Origin of the sequence: Streptoverticillium reticulum (genome assembly GCF_047456005.1) — a bacterium.
Taxonomy (GTDB): Bacteria; Actinomycetota; Actinomycetes; order Streptomycetales; family Streptomycetaceae; genus Streptomyces; species Streptomyces reticulum.
Map to the genome: position 1 here is coordinate 4,880,420 of NZ_CP179755.1, position 19,361 is coordinate 4,899,780.

Consider the following 19,361-nt stretch of genomic DNA (forward strand, 5'->3'; position numbering starts at 1 on the left):
GATCTCGGCGGGCGCGAGTTGATCGAACCAAGTGCGAAGCAGAGGCCTGCGTGAGGCGCAGACAGCACTCGCCGTTCGAGGTAGGTGACTGCGCTGCGGACGAGCGCGGCGGAGGGTGGTATTCGGCCCCCAGAACACCTCCTGCTTCGGGGTGGTAGGTGCTCGAAGAGTCCGTGATTGGCTCAACAGGAGCCTGCATGCCCCAAAGCTGGGGCATGCAGGCTCAGCTCACTACTCTTGCTCCACAGCTGGTTTCAGGTAGCGGTCCCAGATGAGGGCCTTCCTGTAAGGCCCATCGCCGCTGCTTTCATATTGCGGCTCATCGAAGGATACCCAGTACGCCATCTCCCCTTCATGTGCACTTTTATGCTGCACTGGCTCAGGGGGAAGGTCATCAATCGTGCCCTGAAACTCGTCTCTCCAAGGCCCGTCCCACGAAGTATCGCGGATGACAGTGACGCGCGCCCCAACTGGCAGGACTCCCGATGAAGGTTCATCAGAATAGTGATTCTGGGCCTCTCTGTCCATTCCCTTGCTCACTATTTATCCCTATCCTTGAACTTGAAGTCGGCGGACTCTCGTGTCCTTTTGTTGTATACGTAGTGGATCTCTACGTCGTCCACCCTCTGCTCCATCTTGACCCAGCCGTCCCCTGCTGGCCAACGCGGATCCTTCATGACGGTCGGAAGCTCGTCACCATATTCAGGATATTCCCTGACAAGGTCCATGGCGCGCTGTTCGTTTCTTCCCCCGGCGCTCGTTCGTCCGGTAGATTCTGCTTCTCGAAGTGCGGAATTGAGGCCATCGCTGAAGCGTCCTACGCCGTCGCCAATGCCCAATGCGCCCCCGGCGATCAGGCCCGTGCTTGCGACGATAGCCGGAGCTCCGGCGAGGCAGCCGATGCCGGTCATGCAGAGCGCGCCACCAGCGATGTCACCGCTTGCCCCGAATCCGATGGCTCCCACTCCGATGGCTGATTCGAGCAGTCCTGCCCAGATGTCGGAGTTGGTGAGGATGGCCTGTCCGTAGTTGGCAACAGTGTCGGTAGCGTTGCCGACAGCGTCGCCAACGCTACCCAGCCAGCCAGGAATCCAACTGTCGTCCTTATCTGCCTGGAGAACTCTCTTCTTCCATTCCCACTCCCTGGTCCTCCGCTCGGCCTCCTCCTGCCGCTTCTTTGCGACAGCCGTCTCGAATGCATCTGCTGCCGCCTTGCTAGCGGCAGCAGCATCCTGACCTGCTGAGACTGCATCTGCCCGAGCCGAATTCGCGGCAGTCCACGCGCTTTCAGCCGAGCTACGGGCCCAGTTGGCTGAGCGCTGAGCTCGCGTTGCGGAGTTGACGGCCCGGGTTGCTGCGGCGTTGGCGTCGGCTTCGGCCCGGCGGGCGGTCTTGGCCGAGGCGGCAGCATTCGCGGCAGAGGTCTCGGCTTCCGCCGCTGACTTCGCGGCCTGCTTCTTGTATTCGTCGGCTTGTGCAGCAGACTCGTCGGCCTTGCGGGCCCAGTCGGCTGCCTCCGCGGCGCTGTTGTGAGCGTCGGCGGCGGCCTTGTTGGCGAGTGCGGCGTTCTCCTGGGCCGTGGCCGCGATCTTGTCGGCCTGTGAGATCAGCTGCGTGACCTGCGCAAGATGGGTGGCCGCGAGCTGGTCCTTGCGCTGCGCCTTGTACTGGCCGGCCTGGATGAAGTAGTGAAGCTGGGGGCTGGGGCCTTCGAGGGCGATACGGGCTGCCGCCTTGACCTCGTCGCCGCCGCTGCTGATCAGCTGGGCCGCGCGAACGCGTTCGTCTTCGTGGCGGGCCGTGTACTGGCCGGCGGTGATGAACTCACGGTATGTGTCGGTGTTACCGGACTTGAGCGCTGCGTTGCCGGCTTCCTTCACCCCCGGCCCCCCGGTGGAGATGACCTGGGCGATGTAGACCCGCAGGTCCTCGCCGACGGCCTGGTACTGGCCGGTCTCCAGGAAAGCGCTGATCCTTTTGGCGTCGCCCTTGAGGGCCTCTTCCGCTGCGGCGCGGACCTTGTCCGATCCGGCTTCCAGGGCGAGGTCCTCTACTCGGGAGCGGTCGTCCTGTTCAGCAGCCTGGGTCCAGCCCGTGCGCAGGTAGGTCATGATGTCGGCGTCAGTACCGGCCAGTGCGACTTCGGAGGCGACACGGCTCCACGGGCGCCGTGTCTTCATCGCCTCGAGCGCCACCTTGCGGCCTGCGGCAACGAGCTCCTTGGTATCACCTCCGGGCTTGTTAGCCTGCGCGCCCAGTTGCCGGGCCCTGGCCTCGAGGTCCTTGGCCTGCTGGGCGGCCTTGGCTTGGGCGGCGGTGCGCTGGTCCTCCCGGGCCTTGAGGTCCCGGGCCTTCTCGATGGCCTCGTTGGTGCGGGTGCTGAGCCCCTCGGCCTCGACCTGGCGGGCCAGTTCGAAGGTGGACTTGGCCTTGGCGACCGCGGCGGTGGCCACGTCGGCGTACTGCTTGGCCTTGCCCGCATGCGCGCTCGCCTCGTCGGCCGCTTGGGCGGCCTCGCCCGCATGGTCGGCTGCCTCGTCAGCGGCCTTGGCCGCCTTCTCTGCGTGGTCGGCAGCGGAGTTCGCGGCGTCACGGGACTCGCCCGCGGCGTTGGCGGCCCTGCGCGCGAGGGATTCTGCGGCGTTGGCGGCGCGGGTGGCTTCCCGAGCGTGACGGCGAGCGGAGTCGGCCGCGGCGGATGCCTCGGCGGAGTGGCGGCCGGCCTTGTCCGCGTAGTCGTTGGCTTCGTCGGCTGCGTCGGCGGCCGTGTTGGCGTTCGCACCGGCGCCAGCGGCAGCCCGTGCCGCATCGCCGGCGGCACTCGCGGCGATACCGGCCTGGTTGGCCGCATCCGCGGCCAGGCGCGCGCCCTTGGCCGCGGCACGGGCGTCCTCGGCTGCCTTCCTGGAGGCAGCGGCCTGGTTCTTGTCGGTGGCGGCCGCAGAGGCCGCGTTTTCGGCCCGGGAGGCGGCATCAGCAGCACCGATGGCGGCGGAGGCGGCCTGGGTCGCCGCATTGGCCGCGATGCGGGCGGAGTTGTTGGCCGCGCGGGCCGCTTCGATGGCCTCTTGGGCGGCGGTGGCCGCCTGCCGGGCCGCCGAGGCCGCCCGCCCGGCCGCGCTTGCTGCGCGCTGAGCGTCACTCTTGGCAGCCGCGGTCTCCTTAGCCGCCTTCTGGGCTGCCTGCTTGGCGAGTTCGGCTGCCTTGGCCGCACGCGCCGAGGCGTCCTGGGATGCCTTTGTCTCGGCTTCGGCCTGGCGTCCTGCCTCCTGGGCCTGCGCGGCGAGCTCGGCAACGGTTGCATGTTCCTGGTCGCGTGAACGGGCCACGTACTGGCCCACGTTCAGGAACTCGCGGATGTCATCGACGCTGCCGTTCAGTGCGATTTTCCCGGCCGCCCGCACATTGGGACCGCCGGTGCTCAGGATCTGCGCCAGCTGGATCCGGTCGTCCTGGACTTGCTCGTCGTACTGTCCCCGCTCAAGGAATGCCCTGATGTCCGCAGCACCGCCGTTAAGAGCGGCATTGCCGGACTCCTTCACACCGGGGCCGCCGGTGGAGATGATCTGGGCGACGCGGACTCGCTGGTCCTGCTCCAGCGGGGCCTTCCAGCCGTCCTTGAGGAAGGAGGCCAGTTCCTGCGGGGTACCAGCCAGCGCCTTGGCGGCTGCTTCCTGCACCCCTCGGCCGCCCACGCTGGCGACCTGCGCGGCGGAGACACGGTCATCCTCGGCTGTCTCATCCGCCGCGATGTCCAGGAAATGCTTGACATCGGCGTCGCTGCCAGTCAGGGCGACCTCTGCTGCGCCCTTGACCCCCGGCCCGCCGTTCTTCCAATACGCCACCACCCGCCCGCGGTCGGTCGCAGGGATCTCGCTGGCATTCCCCTTGCCCGTGGCGGTCTCGGCCGCTTTGGCGGGGGGCGCGTCGAGCAACCCGACCGTGAGCGCCAGAGGCAATAGGGTCAGTCCGAAAACGCGCAGGGCATTCACCGATCGGCCGGGTATGCAGCCCCGGCGCACTCTTCGATTCACGGATCTCATCTCGCTGGCCGGCAACCCTCGTTGCCGGATACCGAAATGCCGAACAGGGACGCCGCCTCCGCCAGTTGTTCACGATGACAACCTTCAAGGTCGAGGGCCACATCCCGCACCGGCATCAAAAATACCCCCGGGGCGATAGCCGTCATCGGGGTGCAAAGTCAGGTCACTCACATGACCTTGTGCTTGACCTGTGCTTTATCGGGACCATACCTGACCGGTGGCATGTACCCGGCCGGGGGGCGGCTTTACACGCCGAACACCCCGCCTGAGTGTCCGCGACTCAGCGAGTGATAACTTACGGTCGCTTCTTTACGCGGCGCTTAACCACGAGGGCGCACTGCCTCTCTGTGCCGCGTCCCCTCATGGCTCCGTCGAGCCCTCTCCCGGAAGGACCCCGGTGCCCGCTCGCGCCCGCAGACTGATAATCGCTGCCGGAATCTTCGGCACACTCTCCACCGCAGTAGCCGTGCCCGCCTTGGCTTCCCCTCCCACGCCCGGGGCGGCAGCGGCTGCCCCGGACTCGGGGCCGCCCTCCGCCGTCGAAGACTTCGCCTACCCGGGTGCCACGCAGATCCTCCGGGACAAGGGCATCAAGCTGGTAAGGGGAGACGGCCACCTCCTGCTGGCCGACTGCAACGACAACAAGCCCCAGATCAAGGTGATGACCAAGGCGGACGCCTCCGTCGGCCGCGCGGGACAGTACTGCTTCCAGGCCACCGCCAAGACCGGATATCTCACCCTGGAAGTCCCGCGAGTCTTTTACCTGCAGACCGCAGACCACCCCATCAGCGCCGACCTTTCAGCCGACGGCCAGAAGAAGACCGTCGACCTGTCCAAGGACGACTTCAAGAGTGTGGGCGAGGGAGATATCCTCTCCGGAGGCAAGCGCTCCGTTCTCGTCGAACTCCGCGTCACCGGCTGACCGTCCGTCTCACTATGGGGCATCATTCCCCGACGTGACCTCGGGGCCATGGCACAGAAGAAGTAGGCCAGCGATACTCCCGCGCAGACTGCCGGGCTTGCCCTGGTATGGGCAGGCTGCCAGGACGGTATCGGTACTGGAGGGCCCACGGTGTCCGCAGGGATGAGGTGCGAACCCCACGTTCAACGAGCCGTCCCTGTCCCTGTTTTGGTACACAAGAGCTGAGCCCGCAACGGGGCTGGCCTGGCCAAGGTCACAGAGCATCTCGCTATCACCGGCGCCTGCCGAAGACCCCAGAGCGCCGAAGCCGTCCTCCCACGCCGCACCCTCATCCCGCATGCGGACGGTCACCACTCTCCCCAAAAAATCCAAAGGACACGTATGTCTGGGCCGAATGCGCGCATTGCATGGAGCACATATCTGATCACCGCCGCCTCGGCAGCCAGCCTGCTCACTACCACGCCCGCCGCCGCTGCGGCGGGCAGTGAGGTGAAGAACGGCGATTACGCCTTCACCGCCAAACTGAACATCGGTGACAGCGAGCGGGCATGCACCGGCGCGCTGGTCGATGCGCAGTGGGTCATTACCGCGGCCAGTTGCTTTGCCAACACCCCCGGTCAGGCGGTGCAGGCCGGCAAACCTGCGCTCAAGACTACGGTCACAGTGGGCCGTGCCGACCTGACGCAGACGTCCGGCGAGGTAGTGGAGGCGGTAAGTCTGGTGCCGCGGGCCGACCGTGACGTAGTGATGGTCAAGCTTGCCCAGCCCGTCACGGGCATTGCCCCGGTCAGGCTCGCCGCGACGGCTCCGGCCCGCGGGGAAGCTCTGCGGACGAATGGTTTCGGGCGTACCCAGACGGAATGGGTGCCCGATCGCCTGCACAGTGCGGACATTGGTGTACAGGCTGTGGACTCCACGTCGCTGACGGTGGACAGTAGGGCGGCCGGTGTCCCTGCGGTGTGTAAGGGCGACACCGGCGGTCCTGTCCTGCGTGAGCAGGGCGGCAACGTTGAGCTGATTGGCCTCAATTCCCGCTCCTGGCAGGGTGGCTGTCTGGGCGCTGATGCCAACGAGACCCGGACCGGGGCCGTCTCCAGCCGGGTCGACGACATCGGCCCCTGGATTCAGCAGGTCCGCTCCTTGCCCAAGCGATTCTTGACGGCCACCGGCGACTTCAACGGTGACGGCAGGGCCGACCTCGCCGTGCTGGCCGATCAGGGCAAGTCGCAGGACGGCCGCAACCAGGCCGCGCTGTGGGTCTACACCGCCGACGGCAAGGGCGGTTTCAGCGAGCCGCGCACCGTGTGGGAGAGCGGCTCGGACAGCTGGAGCTGGGAGTCCAGCAAGCTGGCGGCAGGTGATTTCAACGGTGACGGCAAGACTGACCTCGCCGTCCTGTACGGCTATGGGAAGAACGCCGACGGCCGCAACGAGACTGCCCTGTTCACCTTCGCCAGCAAGGGTAACGACGGCTTCGAGGCGCCCCGGAAGGTCTGGGAGAGCGGCAAGGGCAGCTGGTCCAGCTGGAACTGGGACGCCAGCAAGCTGGTGGCCGGTGATTTCAACGGTGACGGCAAGGCCGATCTCGCCGTCCTGTACGGCTACGGCAAGACGTCCGACAACCGCAACGAGACCGGGCTCTTCACCCTCACCAGCACCGGCAACGGTTTCAATGAGCCCCAGAAGGTGTGGGACAGCACCAAGTGGGACAACGGCAAGGGTAGCTGGGACTGGAGTGCCAGCAAGATTGTCGCCGGTGACTTCAACGGTGACGGCAAGACCGATCTCGCCGTCCTGTACGGCTCCGGCAAGACTTCCGATGGCCGCAATGAAACGGCCCTCTGGTTCACCGCCAACGGCGACGGTTTCAACGACCCGCAGAAGGTGTGGGACAGCACCAAGTGGGACAACGGCAAGGGTAGCTGGGACTGGAGTGCCAGCAAGATTGTCGCCGGTGACTTCAACGGTGACGGCAAGACCGATCTCGCCGTCCTGTACCGCTACGACAAGACCTCCGATGGCCGCAACCGGACCGGCCTGTGGGTGTTCGACGGCAGCAAGAACGGCTTCGACGCACCGCACATGGTCTGGGACAGCGCCAAGTGGGGCAACGGCAAGGAAAGCTGGAACTGGGACTCCAGCGAGCTGACCGCCGGCGACTTCAACGGCGACGGCAAGACCGACATCAGCATCACCTACAACTACGGCCAGGGGCCGGACGGCCGTAACCAGACCGCACTGTGGACCTTCACCAGCAAGGGCGCCACCTTCGACGACCCGGGCAAGGTGTGGGACAACAACCTGTAGCACTGACAGCCGTAGAGCATCATCTGGTCTCAAGGCAGTAGGACATGTGATGGGGATCGGCTCCTTCGGGCGCCGATCCCTCCATGTTCAGTCAGCCCGAAGCCCGCCCCTGCGCTGGCCGCGTGCACCGGAAGATCACCGCCGCAGCTGCACATTCTGATGAGATTGGCGCCACCGCGTCGGGAAACGATCACCTGCCTGCCGGGAAGCGATCTTCATCACACTTCATCGCTGCACGTCACGACTACTCGTGAACACCCCACCGCACAGGGAAAGGTCCCGTCCGAGTTCACTCGGGCGGGACCTTTTCGCTGTCGCCCTTCCCCTCCCTTGCCGGTGTGATCTAGATCATCTCTGCCCGGCCGGTGAATCGGTTCTGCGGACGTGTGGACCGTGGCACGATCATGCCAATCGTTACCCGTGGGTAACGGCCCGGCCGGAGTGCCGACTTCCTCCGGTCGCCCCCACATCACGCCCTTGAGGGACCAACTTTGCGCAATACCATCAGGTATGCCGTTTTACCGGCACTGACTGCCGCCTCCCTGCTCGTCGTCACCGGGTGTTCGGGGTCGTCCGGCACCTCCGCGGCCGGGAAGACCGACCGCACGGAGCCGGTGGCCGCTGCCGGGGCCGCTGATGCGCACCCGCAGCTCGCGGTGGCCGCGGCGCCCGCCGGTGGCGGGGCGCCCAGTGCCGTGGCGACGCCGCAGTCCGGCGGGAAGCCCGCGGCCAAGTCCTCGCTGAAGGTGGCCGAGTTCGACAAGAGCAGCGGACGCGCCGTCATCTCCGGCAAGGAGAAGGACGGCGGCAAGGGCGGCGACAAGGACAAGGGCAAGGGCGGAACGCCCAAGCCCGCGGCCCCCGTTGCCGTCGGCGACGTCATCGCCAGCGCCCCGGCCCCCGGCGCGCCCCAGGGCGTGCTGGCGAAGGTCACCGAGGTGGTGGGCACCACCAAGCAGGGCACCGAGGTCAAGACCGCTCCGGCCACGCTGGGCGCCCTGCTGGGCGGCTCCACGGCCAAGGGGCAGGTGCCCGTCGACCCGTCCGCGGTGAAGGTCGAGCCGCTCGCCCCGAAGGTGAAGGTCTCCTGGGCGAAGACCGGCGGCCTGCACTTCGGGCCCGAGGGCGCGCAGTTGCCGCTGGGCAGCCTGCGGGTCGACGTCAGCGCGGCGCTGCCCACGGTGACCGGCAAGGCCGGCCCCGCCCAGGGGTCCGTCGACGCCTCCGCCAACGGCTTCGTCCAGCTCTCTCCCGAGGTCGACTTCGCCTACGACGGCAAGGGCACCGCCACCGGCACGCCGGGGACCGCGTCCCTGAGCCTGTCCGGCGACTGGGCCTCGCAGTGGGAGCTCAAGGGCCAGGCGGCCGCCACCACGGCGGACGGCAAGCCGCTGCGGGTGCCGTTCGCCAAGCTGCACGCCGACCCCGTCATCACCGTCGGCGTGGTGCCGGTCGTGGTCAACCTCGACCTCACCTGCTACCTCCAGGTCGACGCCGACGGAAAGGTGAGCGTCGACGTCAAGCAGGACGTCAAGGGCGACTTCAAGGTCGGCGGTTCGTACAGCAGGGCCAAGGGCTGGGCGCCGGTCGCCAAGGCGAACATGAGCGGCACGCCGGTGACGGCGACCGCGACCGCCGCCGGCAAGGTGAAGGCCGCGCTCGGCGCCGAGGCCAGTGTCGGCCTCTTCGGCAGCGTCGGCGTCACCGGCAACGTGGCGCCGTACCTGCGCGCCGAGGTGGAGGGCACGGCCAGCGGCTCCTCCGACGGCACCGGCTCGCTCGTCGGCAAGTGGGCGGCGTACGGCGGCGTCGACCTGTCCGGGGCGCTGCGGGCGCACCTGGACATCTTCGGTACGCCGGTGTTCGAGCGGAGCATTCCGCTCGGGCCGCTCAACCGTGAGTGGAAGCTCGGCGGCGGCGAAGGTGCGGTGCGCCGGTAGCTCCGCTTGGGGTGCGGGGTATGTGCGGGTCCGTTGTGGCTTGTCGCGCAGTTCCCCGCGCCCCTGACGGGGCGCACAGCTAAGGCCCCTACAGCCTCGACGCCACCGTGCGGGCGATTCTTACGATGTCGCCCCGCGGGCTGGACGGGAACGGCGGCCGTTCTCGCGTCCAACGTTCCTCCAGGGCGAACCAGTCGACCGGCTTCGGGCTGCGGCCCGCCGCCAGGGCGTCGGAGAGTTCCGTGAAGTACGTCTTCCAGCGCAGCCGGTAGAGGCCGCCGATCAGGCCGGCCCACTCGCGGTTGGCGTAGTCGTGCAGCTCTCCGCCGTCCGCCGCGGCGCGCGGGCCCCATATCGTCAGCAGGGAGACCGCGTCGTACTCCAGGGCGTCGCGCTCGGCCGGGGTGGCCCCCCAGGCGCGGGCGTCGGCGGCCCAGCGGCCCAGCAGGTGGTGTGCGTCGGTGGCCGTCACCTGGTCCAGCAGGGTCATCCAGTCCAGCCACTGGCGGGTGAGGCCGTCGAAGCGGGCGCGGTCGCCCGCGTCGTGCGCCGCCTTGATGCGGGGCAGCAGCAGACGGCTGCGGTTGGCGATGCACTGGCGGGCCACGTCCATCAGGTCGTAGCGGTAGGCGGAACTGCCGCGCAGGCCGGTGGCGACGGCCAGCAGGGCCAGCAGGGCCTTCTCGAACTCGGCGGCGTCGTAGCGCAGTCGGCGCGGCGACCAGGTGCCCGCGTGGGTGACGGCCAGGTCCGGGCGGGCGCCGAAGAGGCCGTCGGCGGCCTCGCTCCAGCTGTCGGCGCGGGTGGTGCCGTAGGCGGTGCGGCGCAGGACGTCCCAGGCGCGGGCGGCGTGCGGGTCGGCGGCGCCGTAGCGCGTGACGGACCACTGCCGGAACCAGGCGGCGAGGTCGGTGGGGCCGTCCGTCCAGGCCAGGTCGGAGAAGAGGGTGAGGGCGGCGGGGTTGTTGCCGGTGGCCTCGGGCATCAGGGCGATGCCGCGCAGGGCGCTGCCCGGCTTGGTGCGCCAACGGTCGTACAGCGCCGCCCAGTCGGGGGTGTTGGCGCCCATCGCGGTGTGGCCGCCGAAGTTCCAGATGGAGCCGAAGGCGTAGGGCGTGCCGCCCCAGTCGGCCTCGCGGTCGGTGACCTTGGGGAAGCGGTCGGACAGGCCGTCCAGGACGAGCATCTTCGAGCGGTCGACGGCGTCGAGGATCTCGCGCCGAGGGTTCTCCTGCCAGCCGAGGATGGCCCAGACCGCGCCCGGGCGGGCCGACTGCAGCGCCTCCTCCACGGCGCGCGCGGCGTCGGAGACGGGGACGTCGCCGGGGGTGCCGCCCTCGTGCAGCAGGTCCATCTTGTACATCGGGGCGGCCCCGAGGAGCTCCTCCTGCACCCGGTAGAAGGTGCGGGCGACCCGGGCGAAGTGCGGGGTGCGCGGGTCGAGCCAGTCGGGGCGCCGGAAGCCGCCTCCCCAGTCGCCCTGCGGGACGACGCGGGCGCCCGGGTTGCGCAGGGCGAAGTCCGGGGGCACGGTGCCGAACCAGCCGGGCAGCACGGGCGTCATGCCCAGTTCGCGCAGCCGGTCCACGATGCGCTGCGCCAACGCCGTGCGCCGGGCGAGGAGTCCGCCGGAGACGGGCCCGCCGAAGGAGGCCATGTTCTGCAGCAGCCACCAGGGCTGGTGCGCGGGCCCCGGGATCCAGTCCCGCAACTCGGCGTCGCCGTAGCCGTGTTCGAGGAAGGTGCGGTGGTAGACGGCGTCGGCGCCCGCGTACACCAGCACCTCGTTGAAGCCGTGCAGGGCCAGGACGTCGATCTCCCGCTCCCAGGCGGCCCAGTCGCGGTACGGGCCGGTGTAGCCGTCGCTGGTGTCGTTGAGCACGAAGCGGTGGACGGCGTTCGCCGTGCCGGTGACCGGGGCGGCGGGGGCCGGGAGGCGGTCGGGGAGGGCGGTCTGCTCGCCGTTCCAGGAGAAGTGGGCGTGCGCGGTCCGCCTCAGATAGCGGTGGAATCCGGCGAGTTGGACGGCCGGAGTGGTGCCCTCCACCGTGATCCGGCCGGTCCGGCCGGTCACCCGGTAGGCGTCCGCCCCGCCCTTTCGGGCCACGGTGCGGAAGTCGACCTGCTGCCGGTGCCGGGGGAGCAGCCGGGCCAGCGCGGCCGCGGCGGCGCTCACTTCGGCGGCGTCGGCCGGGGCCGGGGAGGCTCCGGCGACCGCTCCGAGGGCGGCCGACCCGGCCACGGCGCCGAGCAGAGTGCGGCGGGCGATGTGCATGAGTGACCTCCATGTGGCGCGACGGCCTCTGGACCGGACCACTTGAGCGCGGTGATCCTATGAGCCGACGCCGGGAATGGGTCAAGGGCACGGGCGTCGAACCAGCCACGCCGGTTACATTTGGCACGAATGGCCCCATCGAACACCCGTCTCCGCCCCGTCGTATCCGTCCTGTCGTATCCGCCCCGTCGTATCCGTCCCGTCCGTCCGGCATGAGGAACCCCGTGCGACCACTCATCGCGACCGTCGGCTCCGTGTCCCTCGCGGCCGTGCTGCTCGGCGCGACGCTGTGCGGCTGTGCCGACCCCGGCGGGCTGAAGGTCACCGGCCCGGCGTCGAGCCCGGCCGCCTCCGTGGCGGGCCCGGTCTGGATCAGCGAGGGCGCCGGTCAACCCCCGGTGCGCCGTCCGGCGTCCTTCGTGATCAGTGACTCGGTCCGGCTGACCGGGCTGCGCTGGAAGTCCTGGGGCGGCGCGACCGCCGAGGCGACCGGCGAGGTGTCGGGCGGCTGGTGCGCGCCGGCCTGCCGCGACGAGCCGTACCGGGTCGGCGTCACCCTGGGCGGCCTGGTCCGGCAGGGCGGCTCCGGCTTCTACAGCCGGGCCGTGGTCGAGGCCGCCGGGCTGCCGCCCGCGCAGCAGAAGGAGCTGCGCGACCTGCGGCTCTTCGTGCCCAAGGATTAGAGGGTCAGAGGGGGCGTCCGTTGGGACTGCGCATCAAGACCGCCGTGGCGATCACGGCGGTCTCCGCCCTGGTCGCCGTCCTCATCGGGCTCGTCGTCCATCACCGCACCGCCGTCAACCAGTTGGACACCGCACGCAGCGAGATCGACCAGCGGCTGCTGACCGCCGTCGAGGACCACGCGGCCGGGTTCGACCGGCCGCGGACGATCCTCAACCCCTACCGGATGCCCGGCCCGCTGCGCCGCGCCGTCGAACAGGGCAAGCGCGCCACCTATCTCGACCGCAGCGGCCCCGAGTCCGCGCTGTGGGCCGCGACCCGGCTCGGCGACGACATCATCGTCATCAAGCACGCCTACACCCGCCAGGACCGCAACCTCGCCTCCCTCGACGAGGACCTCTGGCTGGCCGGCGGCCTCGGCACCGCCCTCGCCGCCGCCGTCGGCGTGGCCCTGGCCACCATCGTCGGGCGCCGCCTCAACGCCTCGGCGCGCACCGCCGAGCGCATCGCCGACGGCGACCTGACCGCCCGGCTGAAGCCGCGGGGCGGCAAGGACGAGATCGCCCGGCTCATCCACTCCGTCAACACCATGGCCGACGCCCTCGCCGCCCGTCTGCAGGCCGAGCGCGAGGTGACCGCCAACATCGCCCACGAGCTGCGGACCCCGGTGGCCGGGTTGGTCGCGGCGGCCGGGCTGCTGCCGCCGGGCCGGCCCACGGAGCTGGTCCGGGAACGGGCGCAGCGGGTGCGGTCGCTGATGGAGGACGTCCTGGAGGTGGCCCGGCTGGACGGCGACGCCGAGCAGGCCGAGACGGACGTACGGGCGCTGGGCGAGCTGACGCGGCGGGCGGTGCGGGCGGCGGCCGCGCCCGGGCAGGAGGACGTCGCGGTCACGGTGGTGCGCGAGTGCCTGGTGGAGACGGACGCTCGGCGGGTGGAGCGGATACTGGCCAACCTCGTCACCAACGCCTTCCGGCATGGCGCGGCCCCGGTCGTCGCGGAGGTGGACGGCGGCGTCATCAGGGTCCGCGACGGCGGGCCCGGCTTCCCCGAGCACCTGCTCACGCGCGGCCCCCAGCGCTTCCGCACCGGCTCGCGCTCCGGCCTCGGCCTGGGCCTGACCATCGCCGCGGGCCAGGCCCGGGTGCTGGGCGCCCGGCTGACCTTCGCCAACCCCGCGGGCGGGGGCGCGGAGGCGGTGCTGGACCTGCGGGACGCCGTGCGGGGCGGTGCCCCGTAAGGGGGGAACTGGGGTGGTGCGTCGACTGCGGGCCGGTGGGGGCTGATCGCGCAGTTCCCCGCGCCCCTTACGGGGCGCCCCATCGGACGAGCCCTGGCGTGCGCAGCAGGAAGGCGGCCCCGAGAGTGGGAGCCATGAACGACAACGTCCTCTTCATGACCGTGCCCTCCCGCGATCGCGGGCACCGCGCGCTGGAGGCCCTGCGCCAGGCGCACGCCGACGGCGACCTCACCCTGCGCGAGGGCGCCGTCATCGCCCGGGACGCGGAGGGGTCCCTGGACTTCCCCGACGCCGTCGACAACACCGGCACCGCCCACGCCTTCGCCATGGGCGGCCTGCTCGGCGGGCTGCTGGGCATTCTCGGCGGACCGCTCGGCGTCATGATCGGCTTTGGTGCGGGCGGGCTGATCGGCGGCCTGCACGACGCCCGGGAGGCCACGGCCTCGAACGCGGCACTGGAGATGCTGGCCGCGGAGGTGCCGCCGGGCGCCACGGTGCTGATGGCCGAGGTCCAGGAGGAGAGCCCGGAGCCGGTGGACCGGCTGCTGGAGCCGTTCGGCGAGGCGCGGCGCTACCCGGCTGAGCAGGTGCGGGCGGAGGTCGAGGCGGCGATCAAGGCGAGCTCGGCGAGCGGGGCGGAACCGGGCCGCTGAGCGGCTTGGTGAAGCAGCGGCTGCTGTCGTACGCGCGGTAGTGGCCGAACTTGAGCTGCGCGGGGACCGGCGCGTAGCCGGACGAGGCGTAGAGCTCGATCGCCTCCGGCTGCATGATCCCGGTCTCCAGCACCATCCGTATTCGTCCCGCGGCCCGGGCGTCGTCCTCCAGCGCGGCCAGGATCCGGCGGGCCAGCCCGCGCCCGCGCGCCTGCGGGACGACGTACATCCGCTTGATCTCGGCGTCGCCGTCCGCGTACCCCTCGTCGTTGCGGTCCTGCGCCCGCCAGCCGCCGGTGGCGACGGGCGTCCCGTCGTCCTCGTACGCGATGAGATACAGCCCACAGGGCGGGACGAACTGGGCGGGGTCCATGGCCGTGAAGTCCGGGTCCCCGTACCGCTCCACGTACTCGAGTTGGACCTGGTCCTGGAGTTTCACGGCGTCGGGATGGTCGTACGCCCTCGGCAAGATCCGCATTCGCCGATCGTACGGAAACGGGTACCGTACCGGAATGCTCACCGTGACGACCGTGAACGTGAACGGCCTGCGCGCTGCGGCCAAAAAGGGCTTCGTGGAGTGGCTGGCACGGACCGAGGCGGACGTCGTCTGCCTCCAGGAGGTGCGCGCCGAGCCGCACCAGCTGCCCGACGAGGTGCGCGAACCGGAGGGCTGGCACGTGGTGCACGCCCCGGCGACGGCCAAGGGCCGCGCCGGCGTCTCCCTCTACTCCCGGCGCGAGCCGGACGCGGTGCGCATCGGCTTCGGCTCGGCCGAGTTCGACGGCAGCGGCCGCTACGCGGAGATCGACCTGCCGGGCGTGACGGTGGCCAGCCTCTACCTGCCCTCGGGCGAGGTCGGCACCGAGCGCCAGGACGAGAAGGAACGCTTCATGGCGGAGTTCCTGCCGTACCTGACCGGGCTGCGCGCCCGGGCGGGGGCGGACGGCCGTGAGGCGCTGGTGTGCGGCGACTGGAACATCGCGCACACCGAGGCGGACCTGAAGAACTGGAAGGCCAACCGCAGGAGCGCCGGGTTCCTCCCGGAGGAGCGGGCGTGGCTGTCCGAGGTGTTCGAGCAGTACACGGACGTGATGCGGGCTCTGCATCCGGATGTGGCGGGGCCGTACTCGTGGTGGTCGTACCGGGGGCGGGCCTTCGACAACGACTCGGGGTGGCGGATCGACTACCAGGTGGCGACGGCCGGGCTCGCGCAGCGCGCGGCGAAGGCGCTGGTGGAGCGGGCGGCCAGTCATGACCAGCGGTGGTCGGACCACGCGCCCGTGACCGCCGTCTACGAGCTGTAGCCCGGCGAGGGGGCGTACGGGCACGGTTCGGCTGCGTGCCCTGTACGCCCTCGCGTGCGCCCTGCGCGGCGATAGGCTGCACGGAGTCGGTACCGGACGGACGGAGGAGGGGCACGATGACCACCGCTGCCGCGGGCGCGCCGGGTATCCCGCCCATGCCGGAGAGAACCCCGAAGGCCCTCCGCGAAGCCATCGCCCAGCACGCCCCCCAGCTCCTGCCCGACTTCGACGCGCACTGGAAGCGGTACGTCGCCGACGCGTACGACATCAGCACCGTGCCCGCCTTCATGGCCCGTTGGTGGGGCGAGTACGCGATCGCCCGCGACCCGCAGCTCGACGCCCACGTCACCGGCCTTGAGCACCGCGCTGCCTACGAGTGCACGGATTCCGCCGAAGCCAAGGCACTTCTGGAAGAAGCGTCCAACATCCGTCACATGGCAGCCCGCACGGAGCCCGGTCAGTGACCAACGGGTTCATGGGCCCGCCCTGACAGATGGACTGGACCCTCAAGGCCCAAGCCGCACGTGATGCGCTGCCCGAGCACGTGCGGAAGATGACCGACGCAGCCCGCGCAGAGCTGGTCACGGCGAACGACCCGTACTTTCGCGGGATCGACGCGGATGCCGACCTGTCCGAAGCCATGCGTGTCGAGCCCGCCAGGTCCAGCGACCCGAAGGGCCCTCGCATCCTGTACTTCGACAACGGGCACGGCTGGTTGAAGTACGCGTTCGTACGGCGGACCGAGGACCCGCAGATCGTTGTGGAAGAGATCTTCTGGCAGTGAGCGGCTGCTCGCGCCCACGCGGCGGAGCCGCATATCGAATGGGGCCCCGCGCCCCTTACGGGGCGCGGCCAGCGGGGCGCGGGTTCCTCACACCCGCTGCAAGTCCGCCTGGAGCGTTGCCAGGTCGATGCCGTTGACCTTGCCGACCTCCTTGTACTCCTGCGAGAGGATCGCCCACGCCTCGTCGGAGTAGGTGGACCACCAGTCCCACGCGATCGGCTGGACCGCGCCCCAGGTGATGCAGTACAGCCAGTCCGCGTCGTAGCCGAGCAGCGGGATCGCGTGGCCGCCCTCGATCTGCTGCTCCTGCCAGCCGGGGTCCAGGGTCCACGGCTTGCCCGCGCGGAACTGGTCCTGGGCGTTGGACGGGACCTGGATGCCGGCGTAGACGCCGCCGAAGAGGTTGATGGTCTGCTTGATCGCGGTCAGGTCGTGGACGTTGACGGGCGCGTAGGCCATGACCTTGTTGCCCCAGAGGCCGCCGTTCTGCCAGGACTTGAGGACCTGGGACTCCACGAGCCCGGTGTCCTTTCCTCCGGACAGCTTCAGGTACTGGTCGATCACCTGCTGCTCGGTCGGCACCGTGTCCTTGGACCCGGTCTGGGCGTTCCAGGACTGGATCGTGTGGGCTGCGGCGGCCATGGTGCAGTCGCCGTAGCGGTCGTTGCCGTCCATCGGCCAGTTCGCGACGTTCTTCGCCCAGTCCACCGCCGCCGGTGGCGCGGGCAGCGGGGCCGTAGCATAAGCGGTGAACTCCTTGAGCGCTACCGGGAACTGCGGGCGCAGCTTGCCGAATTTTCCTGAGACACGGATCATTCTCGTCACTCCGTCCACCAGGCGTGGGAGGTGCAGGGTGAGGACCAAGCTCCCAGACAGGGGGGTCATTTCCCAGAGTAATGCCGTATTCCGCAGCCGCATTTTTACCGGGGACGGGATGAGACGGGACGGTCCGGTTCATCGCTTCTTCAATATCTTGGCGTGTTCGGCCTTGAAGCCGATGGCGACCACATAGCGGTGCAGGCTGCCCGGGACGGGTGGCGGCTCCGGCTCAGGTGTGCGCTGCGCGCTGATGGCGCCCCATGAGGACGGTGCAGTCGGTCGCCCTGCTCACGTCGCCTGCGGCAACGGCCTCCGCGTGCTCGGCTTTGATCGTGGAGCACTCCACGCAGCGCTTCGTCGTCCCGACGGGCCGGACGTTCGCGGGCGGGCAGTCCCACTCGCGGCCGCCGCCCTGCGGGCGGAGCTGGATGTACGGGCCTTCGGTGCCCATGACGATGCCGAGGCGGCCGGTTCGGGTGTCGAGGGCGGGGGTTCCGGGCTTCAGGCCGGTGGCCTCGGTGACCGCTTCCGCCTTGTGTTGTGTTCTCCATGAACGGCACGTTAGAGAAGCGGTGTTGGGGCTGGAGGCTTCGATTCGCGAATATTCGAGTTCGGACAGCGGCATGTCTGCGTGATGCTCACGGGACTCTGAGGGCGCGTTGGGCCCGTGTGATGATGCGATGCGCATCCGCTCCGTAGACGGCCGCATCCGACAAGGTCTGCCACACCCGGAGGTGTACGCCGACGCTCTCCGAGTCGTCGAGCCACAGCTCCGCGTGCCAGTCCTCCGCGATCACCAGCCGTTCGTCGTACACCCAGAACCCGTTGGCCGGCGGGATCGCGAGCGGAGCCTCGAACGGGACGATGCCCAGGACCACGGTGTCCAGACCGAGAACGCCGTTCAGGCGGTCGAGCTGCGCGGCAAGTACCGCGGGCGGGCAGACGAGGGAGCGCAGCGCCGCTTCCCACATGAGGATGCGGTAGGTCTTCCCCGGCAGATAGAGCAGCTCCTGGCGCTTGATGCGTGCGCGCACAGCCTCCTCGACGTCCCGCATCGACCGGTGGAGGTCCACGTACCGCGAGAACACGTGCCTGGCGTACTCCGCCGTCTGAAGCATGCCGACGACCATCGACCCTTCCCATGCATGGAACACGGAGGACCGTTCGTATGCGGCGGTGAGAGCGTCCTGCACGGGCTTGTGCCCAGCGGCGAGTTGTCTGCGCCAGGACCGGGAGCGCGACTCCAGGCTGCGGAGGCGCGTCGTCAGCTCCTCCGCCGTCTCGGGCCGGCCGGTTCCCTCCGCCCAGGCCCGCAGGTCGTCCGCGGTGGCCGTCTGCCTGCCGGTCTCCAGTTTGCTGACCTTGGACTGGGACCACCCCAGCCGATCCGCCAACCCCCTTCCGGTAAGCCCTCCTTCGGTGCGCAGCTCGCGGAGTCGCGCACCGAGGGAGAGCCTGGCTTGCTGGAAGTCCGTGGTCACTCGATGGACGGTACCCGAGCCGCGAAGACGTCATGGGGCACGGCGTAGTGCCAGGCTGCGTCCCGGACCTGGCAGGCGCGCCCAACCTCCACCGGGTTCGTGATCAGCTCGACCCCCGTGATCCCGTCGGCGTCGTCGAAGCGAAGACGGGCGATCACGCGGGAGTCGAAGAGCCAGAAGTCGTCGTCGGGAAGCCTCAGTCGGGCGGCATCGCTCCTCCAGAGGTTCCGGATGTCCTCGCCGACGGCGGCGTTGCGGCGTGCATTGTCGAGCAGGTAACGCTGGCCGGGAGTGGGCGGGTTGTCCACGATCCGCACCCGCTCGAATCGCTTGCCCAGTGCGGCCTGCGCGCGGCGGGAGGTGCACCACGGGTCGTCCGGATCCCAGCCCGCATCCTCGCCGCGCGTGAATCGCCGGTACGTCTCCGTCTCCTCGTCCGACCTGTAGCGGCGCCTGGACTCGAGGCGCCATGCCGTGTGCTCGAAGCTTTCGAACATGTCGTCGAACTCTTCAAAGCCGATCATCGTGGCGACCCTGGCGGCATCCCGCGGAGCGAAGTCGGTCAGCAGTACGCGGGGGACCACCACGAATCCCTCCCCCTCCTTCACGTTCCGGAGTTGCGCCACGTCCTCGGGGTCGGTCACTGCCTCCCCCTGGACCAGGACTTCTCCCGTATCCAGGTCCTCGTACAGCGTCGGGCAGCCATTGTTTCCGGAGTTCGTGCCGATGAAGCGCAGTCGTCGGGCCATCGCCGTTTCCCCTCTCGCCGGGCAGGTGGCATCCAGGATGGCGCCGTCCGCGGCCGCTGTCCGGCGTGATTCGCGATTATTCGCGCGCCGCGACAGGTGTGACCCTCGGTAACTCCCTTGCTCCGGGCCCCTATCGCAGCCCCCACCACCTGACTTACGCTCC

General features: G+C 69.6%; 16 protein-coding genes. 9 read left to right on the forward strand and 7 right to left on the reverse strand.

The genetic code is table 11. From position 1 onward, the window contains the following. Positions 1 to 539: 539 nt before the first annotated feature. Complete coding sequence (locus tag ACMATS_RS22365; RefSeq protein ID WP_414168820.1) at positions 540 to 3,992, reverse strand: ALF repeat-containing protein; 3,453 nt, start codon at positions 3,990 to 3,992, stop codon at positions 540 to 542. A 517-nt stretch (positions 3,993 to 4,509) separates the two neighbouring features. Here ACMATS_RS22365 and ACMATS_RS22370 point away from each other — a divergent pair. The 3 genes from ACMATS_RS22370 (at position 4,510) to ACMATS_RS22380 (ending at position 9,212) form a co-directional block, all read left to right on the forward strand. Continuing rightward, entirely contained in the window at positions 4,510 to 4,965 is a 456-nt protein-coding gene (locus ACMATS_RS22370) for a hypothetical protein (protein WP_414168821.1), read from the forward strand. Between the two features lie 381 nt (positions 4,966 to 5,346). Then, positions 5,347 to 7,272 carry an FG-GAP-like repeat-containing protein gene (locus ACMATS_RS22375; RefSeq protein WP_414168822.1) on the forward strand — a complete coding sequence of 642 codons (1,926 nt, stop codon included), beginning with the start codon at positions 5,347 to 5,349 and terminating at the stop codon, positions 7,270 to 7,272. Between the two features lie 491 nt (positions 7,273 to 7,763). Beyond that, positions 7,764 to 9,212, forward strand: coding sequence for a hypothetical protein (locus tag ACMATS_RS22380; RefSeq protein ID WP_414168823.1), 1,449 nt, complete (start codon positions 7,764 to 7,766; stop codon positions 9,210 to 9,212). Between the two features lie 88 nt (positions 9,213 to 9,300). Here the strand turns inward: ACMATS_RS22380 and ACMATS_RS22385 are convergent, their stop codons facing one another. After that, a complete protein-coding gene (locus tag ACMATS_RS22385; RefSeq protein ID WP_414168824.1) occupies positions 9,301 to 11,487 on the reverse strand; it encodes an alpha-N-acetylglucosaminidase in 2,187 nt (728 codons plus the stop codon). 224 nt (positions 11,488 to 11,711) lie between these two features. Here ACMATS_RS22385 and ACMATS_RS22390 point away from each other — a divergent pair, with 224 nt between their 5' ends. The 3 genes from ACMATS_RS22390 to ACMATS_RS22400 all read left to right on the forward strand — a co-directional run bounded on the left by ACMATS_RS22390 (position 11,712) and on the right by ACMATS_RS22400 (position 14,061). Beyond that, complete coding sequence (locus ACMATS_RS22390; protein ID WP_414168825.1) at positions 11,712 to 12,170, forward strand: hypothetical protein; 459 nt, start codon at positions 11,712 to 11,714, stop codon at positions 12,168 to 12,170. A gap of 20 nt (positions 12,171 to 12,190) precedes the next feature. Continuing rightward, on the forward strand, positions 12,191 to 13,408 hold the full coding sequence (locus ACMATS_RS22395; RefSeq protein WP_414168826.1) for an ATP-binding protein: 1,218 nt from the start codon (positions 12,191 to 12,193) through the stop codon (positions 13,406 to 13,408). 134 nt (positions 13,409 to 13,542) lie between these two features. Continuing rightward, positions 13,543 to 14,061 (forward strand): DUF1269 domain-containing protein, encoded by a 519-nt coding sequence (locus tag ACMATS_RS22400; RefSeq protein WP_414168827.1) that lies wholly within the window; start codon positions 13,543 to 13,545, stop codon positions 14,059 to 14,061. On the opposite strand, the gene ACMATS_RS22405 is transcribed toward ACMATS_RS22400, so the two are convergent. Further along, positions 14,021 to 14,539: a GNAT family N-acetyltransferase gene (locus tag ACMATS_RS22405; RefSeq protein ID WP_414168828.1), complete on the reverse strand. Its 519-nt coding sequence runs from the start codon at positions 14,537 to 14,539 to the stop codon at positions 14,021 to 14,023. The genes ACMATS_RS22400 and ACMATS_RS22405 overlap by 41 nt on opposite strands. Before the next feature lie 34 nt (positions 14,540 to 14,573). Here ACMATS_RS22405 and ACMATS_RS22410 point away from each other — a divergent pair, with 34 nt between their 5' ends. From ACMATS_RS22410 to ACMATS_RS22420, 3 genes are all read left to right on the forward strand, one after another. After that, positions 14,574 to 15,365 carry an exodeoxyribonuclease III gene (locus ACMATS_RS22410; RefSeq protein WP_414168829.1) on the forward strand — a complete coding sequence of 264 codons (792 nt, stop codon included), beginning with the start codon at positions 14,574 to 14,576 and terminating at the stop codon, positions 15,363 to 15,365. Positions 15,366 to 15,481: 116 nt separating this feature from the next. Further along, positions 15,482 to 15,829: a hypothetical protein gene (locus ACMATS_RS22415; RefSeq protein WP_390780000.1), complete on the forward strand. Its 348-nt coding sequence runs from the start codon at positions 15,482 to 15,484 to the stop codon at positions 15,827 to 15,829. A gap of 29 nt (positions 15,830 to 15,858) precedes the next feature. Then, positions 15,859 to 16,149 carry a hypothetical protein gene (locus tag ACMATS_RS22420; RefSeq protein WP_414168830.1) on the forward strand — a complete coding sequence of 97 codons (291 nt, stop codon included), beginning with the start codon at positions 15,859 to 15,861 and terminating at the stop codon, positions 16,147 to 16,149. A gap of 87 nt (positions 16,150 to 16,236) precedes the next feature. Here ACMATS_RS22420 and ACMATS_RS22425 read toward each other — a convergent pair whose 3' ends face one another. From ACMATS_RS22425 to ACMATS_RS22440, 4 genes are all read right to left on the reverse strand, one after another. Continuing rightward, positions 16,237 to 16,965: a hypothetical protein gene (locus tag ACMATS_RS22425; protein WP_414168831.1), complete on the reverse strand. Its 729-nt coding sequence runs from the start codon at positions 16,963 to 16,965 to the stop codon at positions 16,237 to 16,239. 232 nt (positions 16,966 to 17,197) lie between these two features. Then, complete coding sequence (locus tag ACMATS_RS22430; RefSeq protein ID WP_414170765.1) at positions 17,198 to 17,419, reverse strand: hypothetical protein; 222 nt, start codon at positions 17,417 to 17,419, stop codon at positions 17,198 to 17,200. A 187-nt stretch (positions 17,420 to 17,606) separates the two neighbouring features. Continuing rightward, positions 17,607 to 18,449 (reverse strand): helix-turn-helix transcriptional regulator, encoded by an 843-nt coding sequence (locus ACMATS_RS22435; RefSeq protein WP_336416431.1) that lies wholly within the window; start codon positions 18,447 to 18,449, stop codon positions 17,607 to 17,609. Beyond that, on the reverse strand, positions 18,446 to 19,198 hold the full coding sequence (locus ACMATS_RS22440; RefSeq protein WP_414168832.1) for a DUF6879 family protein: 753 nt from the start codon (positions 19,196 to 19,198) through the stop codon (positions 18,446 to 18,448). Before ACMATS_RS22440 ends, ACMATS_RS22435 begins: the two co-directional genes overlap by 4 nt. Positions 19,199 to 19,361: the final 163 nt, after the last annotated feature.

What these genes read in the sequence shown, in the direction of transcription:
- ACMATS_RS22440 (WP_414168832.1), bottom strand. Translation starts at nt 19,198, where the DNA reads ATGGCCCGACGACTGCGCTTCATCGGCACGAACTCCGGAAACAATGGC.
- ACMATS_RS22400 (WP_414168827.1), top strand. Translation starts at nt 13,543, where the DNA reads ATGAACGACAACGTCCTCTTCATGACCGTGCCCTCCCGCGATCGCGGG.
- ACMATS_RS22430 (WP_414170765.1), bottom strand. Translation starts at nt 17,419, where the DNA reads ATGGGCACCGAAGGCCCGTACATCCAGCTCCGCCCGCAGGGCGGCGGC.
- ACMATS_RS22375 (WP_414168822.1), top strand. Translation starts at nt 5,347, where the DNA reads ATGTCTGGGCCGAATGCGCGCATTGCATGGAGCACATATCTGATCACC.
- ACMATS_RS22415 (WP_390780000.1), top strand. Translation starts at nt 15,482, where the DNA reads ATGACCACCGCTGCCGCGGGCGCGCCGGGTATCCCGCCCATGCCGGAG.
- ACMATS_RS22425 (WP_414168831.1), bottom strand. Translation starts at nt 16,965, where the DNA reads ATGATCCGTGTCTCAGGAAAATTCGGCAAGCTGCGCCCGCAGTTCCCG.
- ACMATS_RS22405 (WP_414168828.1), bottom strand. Translation starts at nt 14,539, where the DNA reads ATGCGGATCTTGCCGAGGGCGTACGACCATCCCGACGCCGTGAAACTC.
- ACMATS_RS22385 (WP_414168824.1), bottom strand. Translation starts at nt 11,487, where the DNA reads ATGCACATCGCCCGCCGCACTCTGCTCGGCGCCGTGGCCGGGTCGGCC.
- ACMATS_RS22420 (WP_414168830.1), top strand. Translation starts at nt 15,859, where the DNA reads ATGGACTGGACCCTCAAGGCCCAAGCCGCACGTGATGCGCTGCCCGAG.
- ACMATS_RS22410 (WP_414168829.1), top strand. Translation starts at nt 14,574, where the DNA reads ATGCTCACCGTGACGACCGTGAACGTGAACGGCCTGCGCGCTGCGGCC.